1 protein-coding gene is annotated in these 396 nt (G+C 60.6%); it reads right to left on the bottom strand.

The genetic code is table 11. The annotated features are described in order from the left end of the window. Positions 1-396, bottom strand: a 396-nt coding sequence (locus tag ASU23_RS18700; RefSeq protein ID WP_156423177.1) for an isopeptide-forming domain-containing fimbrial protein, incomplete at both ends; no start/stop codon positions are given.

Below are 396 nucleotides of genomic sequence, written 5' to 3'. Positions count from 1 at the left end.
GCAGCCTTCGCGACCGTGAACCCCGGAACCTTCACCGGATGCTCGGTCGTCACCGGCGGAGGAGTGATCTCCGGACCCGTCGGCGGCTTCGCAGTACCAGTGACCTTGTTGTTGATCAGAACCCCGCCGGCAACACCGTCGTTGATCTTCACCTGGTAGGTCAGAACAACCGACTTACCGGCCTCGAGCACACCAGTCCACGAGAGCGTCGTCCCCGACAGGGTCGGAGCAGCACCGTCGACACTGTCGACAGTTGCCTTGAGCGAACCGTCCACCAACGTCGCGTTGTCGAGAACCTTCGACAGATCATCGGTCAACACCACCGGATCAAGAGTCGTGTTACCCGTGTTCGCACCCGTCACCGTATACGTGATCGTCTGACCCGCAGCAACATTG

This window comes from Rhodococcus sp. KB6, from assembly GCF_001445685.1.
Taxonomy (GTDB): Bacteria; Actinomycetota; Actinomycetes; order Mycobacteriales; family Mycobacteriaceae; genus Rhodococcus_F; species Rhodococcus_F qingshengii.
This window is presented reverse-complemented; position numbering and strand designations above follow the sequence as displayed.